This is a genomic window from Frankia sp. R82 (assembly GCF_023716925.1).
Taxonomy (GTDB): domain Bacteria; phylum Actinomycetota; class Actinomycetes; order Frankiales; family Frankiaceae; genus Frankia.
The window spans coordinates 1-10,736 of record NZ_JAMQQG010000299.1 but is presented as its reverse complement, the minus strand read 5'-3'; the positions used below and the strand labels follow the sequence as shown (position 1 = coordinate 10,736).

At 70.8% G+C, this 10,736-nt stretch carries 9 protein-coding genes and 1 pseudogene; 5 read left to right on the top strand and 5 right to left on the bottom strand.

Features of this window, described 5'->3' with window-relative positions; all coding sequences use genetic code 11:
* The 3 genes from ND747_RS23820 to ND747_RS23810 form a co-directional block, all read left to right on the top strand.
* Window positions 1-974: PKD domain-containing protein (locus ND747_RS23820; protein ID WP_251736418.1), on the top strand; the 974-nt coding region annotated here is incomplete at its 5' end.
* 379 nt (window positions 975-1,353) lie between these two features.
* Window positions 1,354-2,022 carry a DUF1918 domain-containing protein gene (locus ND747_RS23815; RefSeq protein ID WP_251736417.1) on the top strand — a complete coding sequence of 223 codons (669 nt, stop codon included), beginning with the start codon at window positions 1,354-1,356 and terminating at the stop codon, window positions 2,020-2,022.
* Between the two features lie 168 nt (window positions 2,023-2,190).
* A complete protein-coding gene (locus ND747_RS23810) occupies window positions 2,191-2,496 on the top strand; it encodes a hypothetical protein (RefSeq protein ID WP_251736416.1) in 306 nt (101 codons plus the stop codon).
* A 536-nt stretch (window positions 2,497-3,032) separates the two neighbouring features.
* Here the strand turns inward: ND747_RS23810 and ND747_RS23805 are convergent.
* Entirely contained in the window at window positions 3,033-3,257 is a 225-nt protein-coding gene (locus ND747_RS23805; RefSeq protein WP_251736415.1) for a hypothetical protein, read from the bottom strand.
* A 163-nt stretch (window positions 3,258-3,420) separates the two neighbouring features.
* On the opposite strand from ND747_RS23805, the pseudogene ND747_RS30240 reads away from it, so the two are divergent.
* Window positions 3,421-3,537, top strand: a pseudogene (locus ND747_RS30240) (deaminase); the annotation flags it as partial.
* 108 nt (window positions 3,538-3,645) lie between these two features.
* Here the strand turns inward: ND747_RS30240 and ND747_RS23800 are convergent.
* Entirely contained in the window at window positions 3,646-4,884 is a 1,239-nt protein-coding gene (locus ND747_RS23800) for an epoxide hydrolase family protein (RefSeq protein WP_251736414.1), read from the bottom strand.
* Window positions 4,885-5,398: 514 nt separating this feature from the next.
* Between ND747_RS23800 and ND747_RS23795 the strand changes: the two genes are divergently transcribed.
* Window positions 5,399-7,090, top strand: a complete 1,692-nt coding sequence (locus tag ND747_RS23795; RefSeq protein ID WP_251736413.1) for an APC family permease — start codon at window positions 5,399-5,401, stop codon at window positions 7,088-7,090.
* A gap of 79 nt (window positions 7,091-7,169) precedes the next feature.
* Here ND747_RS23795 and ND747_RS23790 read toward each other — a convergent pair whose 3' ends face one another.
* The 3 genes from ND747_RS23790 to ND747_RS23780 all read right to left on the bottom strand — a co-directional run bounded on the left by ND747_RS23790 (window position 7,170) and on the right by ND747_RS23780 (window position 10,061).
* Window positions 7,170-8,081 (bottom strand): PHB depolymerase family esterase, encoded by a 912-nt coding sequence (locus ND747_RS23790; protein ID WP_251736412.1) that lies wholly within the window; start codon window positions 8,079-8,081, stop codon window positions 7,170-7,172.
* A gap of 217 nt (window positions 8,082-8,298) precedes the next feature.
* Window positions 8,299-9,579 carry a hypothetical protein gene (locus tag ND747_RS23785; protein WP_251736411.1) on the bottom strand — a complete coding sequence of 427 codons (1,281 nt, stop codon included), beginning with the start codon at window positions 9,577-9,579 and terminating at the stop codon, window positions 8,299-8,301.
* Entirely contained in the window at window positions 9,576-10,061 is a 486-nt protein-coding gene (locus tag ND747_RS23780) for a hypothetical protein (protein ID WP_251736410.1), read from the bottom strand. The genes ND747_RS23785 and ND747_RS23780 overlap by 4 nt, the downstream gene beginning before the upstream one ends.
* Window positions 10,062-10,736: the final 675 nt, after the last annotated feature.

Here is a 10,736-nt window from a genome sequence, read left to right as displayed (position 1 = left end):
GCACCACCACCGACAGCGCCGTCCCCGTCCAGGTCAGCGGACTCGACGAGGTCACTGCCCTCGCGGGCAGATGGAGCTCGGCCTACGCGCTACGCCGCGACGGCACCGTGCGCGCCTGGGGCACCAACTACCACGGCCAGCTGGGCAACGGCACCACCACCGACAGCTCCACCCCGGTGCAGGTCGACGGACTCGATGACGTGAGCACCATCGGCGCCGGGGACGCCGCCGGCTACGCGGTGCGCCGCGACGGCACTGCCTGGTCGTGGGGCAGCAACCACAACGGCGGGCTCGGCGACGGGACCACCACCGACAGCTTCACCCCGATCCGCATCGCCGTCCCCGCCGCCGTCACCGCCGTCGTCGGCGGCAGTGGCTTCGCCTACGCCCTCGGTGGCCCCGCCCGCCAGCAGCGCGACATCCCCCCGACCGCGCGGCTGTCGGTCATCCCGGTCGTGGGTTCGGCCCCGAGCGTGGCCCTGGTGGACGCGGCCGGCTCGGCTCCGGGCTCCGCCCCGCTGGCGTCCTACACCTTCGACTTCGGCGACGGCACCCTCGTCGGACCGGGCACCGACACCACCGCCACCCACCTCTACCACGATCCCGGCACCCACCAGGTGACCCTGACCGTGACCGACAACACCGGCGCCACGACCCAGCGGACCGCGACCACCCGCCTCGCCGGGCCAGGACAGACCGGGCCGGGGATCTCCTGGGAGCCGGGCGGCGACACCCCGCGCGGCTGCAACCACTGCGCCGGGGTCCGGGTCACCAGCACGGGCACGGACCCGCTGGCCATCGACTCGGTCACCCCGGCGCCGAACAGCAGGGTCTATCCCAACAACGACTGCCCCGCCACGCTGCCCGTCGGTGACAGCTGCACCATCTGGTGGGTCGACACCGGCGGTCGCCCCGGACAGAACACTGACATCATCATCCGCCACAACGCCCCCGGCGGAGTGACCATCGTCTGATCGCGACCACTGATCGCGACCACCCCGCCCCGCAGGGAAAGCCGCGCCCGGCCCCGCGCGGCTTTCCGACCGCACCAGGTCTCGAGGGTCACGGGAATCCATCGGTCGACCCGACACCCCCGGCGAAATCACGCCGGGAGAAACGGAAAAGACGCGTCGGTCGGCTGCACCGCGCGCCGGCGGAAACGGACCGTCCGGTCCTGCGCAGGCGGCCGTTCGGCCCGGCGACGGGGTGCCCGAAGCCCTGTCACCCGTCGACCGGCCGCAGGAGGCTCTGGTGGTGGACGCAGGACGGTGACCTGGTGATCCGCGGTGGGTGGACCGCGAGCTTCTCCCTGGTCGGAAACCTTCACCCGGTCGAGAACCTCAGGAGGCAGACATGACGCTCGGCTATCACGCGCCGGTCACCGTGGCGCCGGACACGAGCCTTACCGACGCCGCGGGGCTGATGGACCGGGCGGGGATCGGCTCGCTGCTCGTCGTGGACGGCGACACCCTCGTCGGCATCGTCACCGACCGCGACCTGGTGCTGCGGGGCATCGCCCGGCGGGTGCCCCCCGACGGCCGCATCGACGACGTGATGACGATGGGGGTCGTCACCCTGCCGGTGACGGCCGCCCGCGACGAGGTCGTCCAGGCCTTCGCGGCGCACTCGGTCCGCCGGCTGCCGCTGATGGACGGTGTGCGTGTCGTCGGGCTCGTCACCCTGGACGACCTGCTCGTCGAGGCGACCCCGGCCGAGCTGCCACAGGTGGCCGCCCTCGTCCGTTCCGAGGTGCGACACCCCCGTCACGAGGCCGGGCTGCCGCTGCCGACCGCATCGACGCGGGTCGCCCGCGCCGCGCCGGGGCGCGGGCAGGCCACGGTCGGAGATCAGATCATCGTCCACCGGCACGCCGCTGGGGAGCCCAACCGGGACGGGGAGATCCTCCAGGTGCACTCACCCGCCGGCGACCCGCCGTTCCGGGTGCGCTGGGCGGACACCGGCAAGGTGACGTTCTACTACCCGGGTCCGGACGCCGAGATCCGTCACCTCGTCACCCGATGACCAGAGCCCGCCAGAGCGGGCCCCGGTGGCGGGCCGGCCGCCGGGGCCCCATGCTGTAACCGGCGGCGCGTGAATCCCTACTATGGGTGACATCGTCGCGATGAAGTGGCCACCGTCCGTGTCCAGCGGTGTCTGTACGAGCCGTGACCTGATGACGGGAAGCAGAACATGATCCTCAAACGGATGTTGTCGACGTTCGCCCTGTTCCTTGCCGCTGCCGCGGCTTTCGCGCTCCTGCCCGCGGTCGCGGCGCAGGCGCGACCCCTGGGCGGCGCCCGGGTCGTCCGGCCCGGTGCCGTCGTCGTCGCGCCTCCCCGGGTGTACCGGCCAGGGGTGGTCTACGGGACCACGCCCGGCTACGTCGCCCCACCGACCTCGGGGCCGACGGCGGTCTATGTGCCGCCCCGGGTCTATGTCCCGCCGCGGGTCTACGTGCCGCCGCGGGTCTACCGGCCCGGTGTTCGGCGCCGCTGAGCGCGGTACCTGCACCTAGGTCCAGGCGGGTCGCGCCCATCGCCGCGCGCCACCCGCACGGATCGATACGGAGCCGACCACCTCGCCCGCCCGCCGACACCCGTTCCGCATCGGATGTCTGTCTTGTGGCCGTGACCGTGCAGGGCCTACGAAGCGCGCCACCTGCCTGGCCAGCAGCTCTACCAGGCCCACGCCGCGCCGGTGGATCACGCCGACGTGCTCCTCGAGCATGAGCTGCCCCAGGCCCCCCGAATCCTGCGCTGGTCGTTACGCGATGACGGCGGCCCACCTCTTCGTGTCCGGCCACCCCACGACCACAGCCGCCGTCCGCGGTGAGGCCACGCCGTACCGGTCTGGATGCCCGTGCGGAGGATCCCGCAGACTCTTCGTGGGCCTGTACACCAGCCGAACGGCACCCGGCTCCTGCGACGCTGCTGACCCGACGTGCTTGGCGGTGGAACCCGACCGATCGGATGTCATCCCATGCGGGTGCACCCGGGGCGCAACCCCGGGTGCAAAGCCGTGTGGCAGGCGGGTCAGGCGTTGCTGGCCCGGCGACGAACCAGCGTGAGGAGAATTCCAAGCAGGAAAAGTCCGGCAGCGCCGATGACAATACCTGCCATCTGGGCCACGGCGTTCCAGGACCCGTGTACCACATGACTGGAGCCGACGAGGAGGCTGGTGGACACCAGCAGGGCAAGACTCACCGCGATGGTCGCGGCAGCAAGCCGCTGCGACTCGTTCTCCCTAGCCGTGGACATCGACCTATTATTGATGGCCCGCCGACCCGCGCGCATCGGAGACAGGCCGGCGCGGCCTGTCATGCATATGACAGGCTGCCGTTGCTGCGGCGACTCCGGTCGGGTGCATTCCCGAACACAGCCCGATTCCCTGCTCAACAGGATTTCTGTGCCTGCGCAAACAGACCGTGCAGGTCATGGTGGTCGAACCCAACGGCTCGAGCTGACGCTCGTGGAACGCCAGGAGTTCCGCTCGGGGGCCGTCGCCCTGCGCTACCAGCCCCGTCGGGTCTCGGCCTGACGGCCGACTGCCTCCACGCTCGGCCCGGCCGGCGGTTCCCCTCAGGTGGTGTGGGGATGTCGCGGGGTCGTGCTCGCCGTCGCGCGTCCGGACGCTGCGGGATGCGGGTCAGGGCCGGCGGTCGCGGAAGGTGCGGCGCAGGTCACCGACCCAGGCGTCGGGGTTCTCCCAGGGGATGAAGTGGCCGCCGTGGTCGTGGGCGTTGACGTTGACGTGGTGGAACCAGGCGGCCTGCGGGCCGGTGGTGAACGCCCGGATCCGCTCCTGGGCGGTGTGGATGCCGGGCGGGTTCTCGTAGGTGACGAAGGTGAGGCCGACCGGGGCCTCCACGACCGGGGTGCGCTCGTGTGACGGGGTCCAGGGATAACGGGTGGCGTTGGCGTAGTAGCGCATCGAGGTGGCGATGGCGTTGTTCACCCAGTAGATCGTGGCGTGGGTGAGCAGGTCGTCCCGGGAGAAGACGGACTCGAGGTCGCCGCCGTTGTCGCTCCAGGCGTTCCAGCGTTCCAGCAGCCAGGCGAGCAGTCCGGCGGGTGAGTCGGCCAGGCCGTGGGCCACGGTGGCGCCGTCGAGGGAGTGCACGGCCAGATGCGACGCCCAGCGGCGGTCCTGCTCGAGGATGCGGGCGCGCACCTCGGCGGGCTGGTCGTCGGTCAGGGGCCGGTTGCGGGCGAAGTCCCAGGCGCGGGGGCCGGTGAAGAAGTCCAGCGGCAGCCCGGAGCCGATATGGATGCCGTACAGCGAGGCTGCGTACTTGTGGCCGAGCTGGCTGGTGACGAGCGCGCCGATGTCACAGCCGCCGGCGGCGTACCTCTCGTAGCCCAGGGTGTCGGTCATCAGGGTGTGCCAGAGGTCGGCGACCTTCCAGAAGTTGACGTCGGGAAAGCCGGTGAGCGGGCCGGGGAACCCGAAACCGGGCAGGGACGCCACGATCACGTCGAACGCGTCGGCGGGGTCGGCGCCGAACGCGGCCGGATCGGCGAGCGGGTCGATCACCTTCGACCAGTGCCAGAACGTCCACGGCCAGCCGTGGGTGAGGATCAGCGGAATCGGCCGGGGGCCGCGGCCGGGTCTGCGCAGGAAGTGCACCGGGACACCGCCGACGTGCACCTGGTAGTGCTCGTAGGCGTTGAGGGCGGCTTCGGCCCTGCGCCAGTCGTAGCCGTGCTGCCAGTAGGCGACCAGCTCACGCAGATAGCTCACCGGGACGCCGTAGGACCAGTCCTCGTTCCCCTCGTCCACCGGCGCACGCGTCAGCGCGAGACGGGCCCGCAGGTCATCAAGGACCTTGTCGGGCACCTGGATCGGAGCGGGTTCCAGGGGAAAGGCACGCGGGGCGGTGGTCATGGCGTCATTCTTGACCCCCGAGGTGACGAGGTCACCGCCCCCGGGGGGCGACATCGGGAGCCGACGACGAGCGCCCGCGCGCCGACCACACGGCGATGGTGCGGGGGCTGCTGTATCCCGCACCATCGCCGCCGAGGCCACTTCCCGACGTTGCCGCTCCACAGTTCCCCCGGTATCGCACGGCGGACTTGGACTGAGGAAGACGCAGGTCTTCGCGCCGATGCCCGAGGAGACTCCCCATTCACCGACTCCGAACTGTTTTCCATGGCTGCGGGCGGACGTTGTACAGCCAGGTGATGCCGCCCAGGGCGTTCGCCGTCGAAGGTGACCGAATCGTATGGAGCTGGTCAACCGCAGTGCGCGTCCGGAACGCGGCGAGAGCGGCGGTGTCGGCCCCGCTTGAACGTGCCGTTCGGGCCTTCCGTCGGATGATCGGGGAGTGCACCCGGCCGCAGGTGGGAAGGGCAGCGACCAGCCGGGAAAGGTCGGGTGCTCGACACGGTGAGGACGGCGCATGGCATCGCACACATCGGTGGGAGAAACGCCGGGTTCCCGGCCCGAACAGGTCACGCCAGGTGGAAAAAGTCCCGATCCGGAAGGCAGACGGGGGTTTCGCCGTGACATCGGATTCGCCGGGCTCACCTTTGTCTCCCTCGGCTCGATCATCGGATCCGGCTGGCTGCTCGGCGCGCTGACCGCGGCCCAGGCGGCCGGCCCCGCGGCCCTGGTGTCCTGGGTGCTGGCCGGCATCCTCATCACCGTGCTCGCGCTCGTACACGCGGAGCTGGGCGCCGCCTACCCGCTCGCCGGCGGAACGGCCCGGTACAGCCATCTGGTCTTCGGCCCGCTCGGCGGCTTCACCGCCGGCTGGATGGCGTGGCTGCAGGCCGTCGCCCTGGCGCCCGTGGAAGTCGAGGCGGCGCTTTCCTATCTCGACAACAGATGGTCCGGCCTTGTCCAGGTCGACGGCACGCTCACCCACACCGGTCTCGCCCTGGCCGCCGCCGCCATGGTGATGTTCACGACGGTCAACCTGCTGGGCGTGCGGTGGCTGGCGCAGACGAACTCGGTCACCGTGGTGTGGAAGTTCCTGATTCCGACCATCACCGTGATCGCGCTGATGACGACGCGGTTTCGCACCGGGAACCTGACCGCCGGTGGCGGGTTCGCGCCCTTCGGCGCGCGGGGCGTGTTCACCGCGCTGCCCGCCGGTGTCGTCTTCGCCCTGCAGGGCTTCGAACAGGCCGTCCAGCTCGGCGGGGAGGCCCGCGACCCGCGCCGCCACCTGCCCCGCGCCATCATCCTCGCGACGCTGGTGGGCACGGCGCTCTATCTGATGCTCCAGGTCGCGTTCCTCGGCGCACTCGACCCGGGCCGCATCGCCCATGGCTGGACCCATCCGATCGGGGCAGGCGACTACGGCCCGTTCGCGACCCTGGCCACCAACCTCGGCCTCGGCTGGCTCGCGGTGCTGCTCTACATCGACGCGGTGATCTCCCCGGGCGGCACGGCACTGATCTACCTGGGCACCTCGTCGCGACTGTCCTACTCGCTGGGCCGCACCGGCTATCTGCCCGGCGGCCTGGACATCCTCGACCGGCGCGGCACCCCGACAGTGTCGGTGCTGCTCGCCTCCGCCGTCGGACTGCTGATGTTCCTGCCGTTCCCGAGCTGGCAGAACCTGGTCATGCTGATCAGCTCAGCGACCTTCGTGATGTACGCGTTCGCCCCGATCTGTCTGACCGCGCTGCGCCGTGCCGACCCCGACCGGCCCCGTCCCTACCGGATGCCCGCGGCCCGTCTGCTCGCCCCGGCCGCGTTCGCCGCCGCCGACCTCATCGTCTACTGGGCCGGGTGGCGCACCGACCAGCGGTTGTTCCTCGCGATCCTGGTCGGGCTCGCGCTGTTCGGCGGCTACCAGGCGACCCGCCCGCGGGCGGATCGCGGCGCGCTGGAGTGGCGGGCCGCGGCGTGGATCCTGCCCTGGCTCGGCGGGCTCGCCCTGTTCTCCTGGCTCGGCCAGTTCGACGGCCGCGGCGACATTCCCTTCTGGTGGGACATCGCCGCCGTGGCCACGTTCAGCCTCGGCGTCTACGAACTGGCCGTGCGCTGCGTCCTGCCGTCGGAGCAGGTGCGCCGGCTGGTGGACGCCCAGCTCACAGACGCCCACGTCGAGCCCACGGCCACCGCCGAGACCGCCGCCTGACGCCGCTGGTCTCCTCGACCCGCGGACACACCGTCGATCCTGTGCCGCGCACGTTCGAGACACGGACTCCCGGTCGTCCCTACGGCTTCGGATGGGTGCTGAAGAACCGCCAGATGAGCTGCGTCGCGTTGAGCGCGGTGGACGGCGGGTCGCTGTTCAGCAGCTTCTGTACGACGACGTTCGGCTTCGCGCCGGGCCACTGGTGCCCGGCGCCGGCGATCGTGATGAGCTCGACGCCGCGGTGGTCGGCGCAGGTCGCCTCGGAGGTGGTCACCACACCGGCAGTGGTGATGGTGGGCGTCGCGCAGTGGTCGGTGCGCAGCCAGGCGGCGTTCAGGGTGGGAACGGCCGGTCCGTCGATGGTCGCGTCGCGGTTGTGTCCTGGTCCGCCGTTGTAGGGGATGCGGATGTCGGCGGTGCCGTGGATGTGGATGACCGAGAGGGGTGCGGGGGACGGGCAGGCGGCCAGCTCGGTGGCCGAGTCGGGGCCGATGGCGGCGAAGATCTGGGTTTTGCAGGCCAGCGTGTAGGCCATGATGCCGCCGTTGCTGATCCCGGTGGCGTACACCCGTCGTGGATCGATCGGGGTTTCGTGTTCGAGGGTGGCGACCATGCGGGTGAGGAAGGCGAGGTCGTCGACGTTGTCGCGGGCTGGTTTGCCGCAACAGCCACCGCCGCCGACGTTCCAGGCCCTGGTGAGGCCGTCAGGGTAGGCGACGAGGAAGTGCCCGCGGTCGGCTTCGCTGTCCCAGCCGTACGACTTCTCGGCCTGGCCGCCGCTGCCGTAGCCGCCGTGCAGCATCACGACAAGCGGCGCCGGCCCGGCCATGGCCGCCGGGCGGTACAGGTGGAAGGTGCGGGTGACGCCGCCGACGGTGAGAGTCTGGGTCGAGGAGCCGGGCGGGATGGCCTGCGTGCCGGCGCTAGTCGTGGACGCGGCGGCCGGAACGCCGGTGGACGACGACCCGCAGCCGGCCAGGACAAGCATCATCAACGCAAGTGTGATCGGTACCGAGGACCGCCACCACCGACGAAGGTCGGGTACGGCAGCCGACCCGGCTGGCAGTTCACGGCAGGAGACCTGTCGATCTCGACAAAACATGACAACCCCTGTGGTCGAGTAACCATCCCGGCCGGCGCCCACGGCGCCCGCGGTGCCGACGTTTGACAGGCACCGGTCGGAGCTCGTGTGCCTGCTGCCCCGATGGTCAGGAACTGCGCAGACATGCCTGCGGGCCGCCGGCGGACAGGACGGTCAGCGAGCAGAGGGCTGACCGCGGGTAGTAGTCCTTCATGACGGCCGCAGCCGAGGCCGGTCTGGCGTCGGATGGCACGTTCTGGACCGACTCGTCGAACCCGCCGCCGAGAAGGTTACGAAACAGCAGGATGTGCTGGGCGGTCGGGTCGGCGTCGGAGAACGGTACGAACGTGGCTCCTGGGATGGTCTCGATCGCCGAGCGCTGCGCCTCGGTACCGACCACGAACGTGTAGTAACCGGTCGAGTCGAGCCTGGTCTGGTAGTCGGCTCGGCAGCCGTAGTCCAGGCTGCCGTCGGGCAGGGTGTTGACGACGACGGGCAGCGGCGGGACGGCCAGGTTGTCGCACACCGACCAGTAGCGGATGTCCGAGGTGGCGGAGGGCCACGGCATCGGGTCGTTGGACTGCGGTGTTCGCGGAGCCTTCCCGCGGATGACGAGAACCGTGGTGCCGGTGGGTGGGGTCAGCTCCGCCGACAGGTAGGCGTTGTCCGGATTGGGAAACAGTCCGCCGGTGCCGGAGGAACCGCGGGCGAACTGGGGTGCCGCAGAGTCCGCTGCGCTCGTCGCCGTCGCCGTCGCCGTCGCCGCGGTGGCGGTGGCGGTGGCGGTGGGCGGGTCGGACGACGGGGTGGAAGCGCAGACGGGCGGGGTGACCGACGTGCCGTCCTGGGCGAATGTCAGGGTCGGCAGGGCAATGCTGGACGGGTTGGCGTCGGCCGGCAGATAGACGCGGTAGATGAGGTACCCGGTCCGGCCGGACGGAGTGCCGGCGGGGGCGAGAGGCACGGTGTTGGTCTCACCGGTCGCCGCGTTCTGGCTCAGGGTGACGGTGAAGTGTCCGCCGGGCCCGGCGGTCTGTTGCCAGGGATTGATGCTGCCCGCATCCGGTGCTGTCAGGTAGTCCGGCAGGCCGGAGCTGACGCCGGCGGTCATGAAGGGCGACCGGTTGCTGTCATAGACCGTCAGAGAGGTGTAGCGCGCGTCGGCATACGTACCCGAGACGGTGACCTGTAGGCCGTCCTGCACGGTGAACGGGGTCGTCCAGTAGGTGGCGTCGCTGTCCGGGAAGGCCACGTTGGTGGTGGAGGGTGTGGTCTCCAACCGCCACGCGCAGGCGGGTGTGGTCAACGTCGGCGTCGCCGCGCTGGCCAGCGCCGGCATGGCCAGGACGGTCGCCGTGATCGCCATCAGGCTCAGCGACCAGCCACGCCGCAGCCGCGATCTGCTCACGGCGAGCACGCCCAGGCGACCGAGCCGTCGATCGTGGTGCCGCCGGGGGTCTGCCCGGCGACGGTGAAGGAGCCGCCGCCGGTGGTGACAGTGGTCGGCACCGGCCCGACGGGCAGGGTGATGACGGTGCCGTCGGCCTCGGTCAGCTGCCCGGTGACGACAGCGGGGTAGGTCCCCGGCCCGTGGTAGCCGGGGGCCCGGACGGTGAACGACAGCACGTCACCCTCGATCGGCACGCTGGTGACGGATGCCTGGTACACATGGCCGGTCGTGCAGGTGACGGTCGTGTTCACGGTGCCGCTGACGGCCACCGGTTCGAGAATCGACACCGTGACCGAACCGGTTCCGGTCGGAGCCGCCGGCGGTGCTGCGGCGTTCGCCGCGGGGGTGAGGCCGACCGCCACGGTGGCGCCGACCGCCACGGTGAGACCGGCCGCCCTGACGCCGGCGCGGCGGTTGGCGGGTCTACGATGACATCCCATCCCTGCACTCCTCGGAACTCTCGGAAGCGGTGGATTCTCCACGACCAAGACTGCTTCCTCCGGATTCGAAGGAGTTGCACGTTCTGTTCGAGTTGCATGTGAGCGCGGCATCGAGGCCGACCTGCGACCAGAGGGTGTCCCACAGATCTCTGCGACCGCGAGTGGGAACTGATCGCCCCGCTGATCCCCCGCCCCGCTGATGGCGGATAGGGCAGGGTCCGCCTCGTTCCTTCGTCGCGGTGCCCGTCGGCGTGGCGATGCCGGTGGCTGCCGCCGCCACGGCAGCATCTGCCGCGCAGGACCACCGCCCGCCCGGCCTGGACGACGCCTGACCCGCCCGACACCTCGGGCCGCCCGAACGGATCAGGGACCCACCGTGTGATGCCCGTCAGGGCCTGCGACGCGCCTGGCGACGGTCGCCGTAGGCACGGATGTCCTCTTCGCGCCAGCCCTGTCTACTGCCTCGCCGTGCCTCTTCGAGTTCGATCGCCGGGGGCGGGAAGTCAGGGTCCGACTGTCGAAGCTGGTACACCCGCGTGGCGGTCAAGTCAAGGATTTCCGCGACCCGTGAAGCACTCAGATAACGTTTCACCACCTGGGTCATGCCCACGGTGGTGGTGTACGGACAGTGATGCCGCGTGATCCTGGTTGAAGGTTATGCGGTGAGGGCTTCGG

Coding starts and splice junctions, on each gene's coding strand:
- ND747_RS23815 (WP_251736417.1), top strand. CDS start 1,354: ATGACGCTCGGCTATCACGCGCCGGTCACCGTGGCGCCGGACACGAGC.
- ND747_RS23810 (WP_251736416.1), top strand. CDS start 2,191: ATGATCCTCAAACGGATGTTGTCGACGTTCGCCCTGTTCCTTGCCGCT.
- ND747_RS23805 (WP_251736415.1), bottom strand. CDS start 3,257: ATGTCCACGGCTAGGGAGAACGAGTCGCAGCGGCTTGCTGCCGCGACC.
- ND747_RS23800 (WP_251736414.1), bottom strand. CDS start 4,884: ATGACCACCGCCCCGCGTGCCTTTCCCCTGGAACCCGCTCCGATCCAG.
- ND747_RS23795 (WP_251736413.1), top strand. CDS start 5,399: ATGGCATCGCACACATCGGTGGGAGAAACGCCGGGTTCCCGGCCCGAA.
- ND747_RS23790 (WP_251736412.1), bottom strand. CDS start 8,081: ATGATGCTTGTCCTGGCCGGCTGCGGGTCGTCGTCCACCGGCGTTCCG.
- ND747_RS23780 (WP_251736410.1), bottom strand. CDS start 10,061: ATGGGATGTCATCGTAGACCCGCCAACCGCCGCGCCGGCGTCAGGGCG.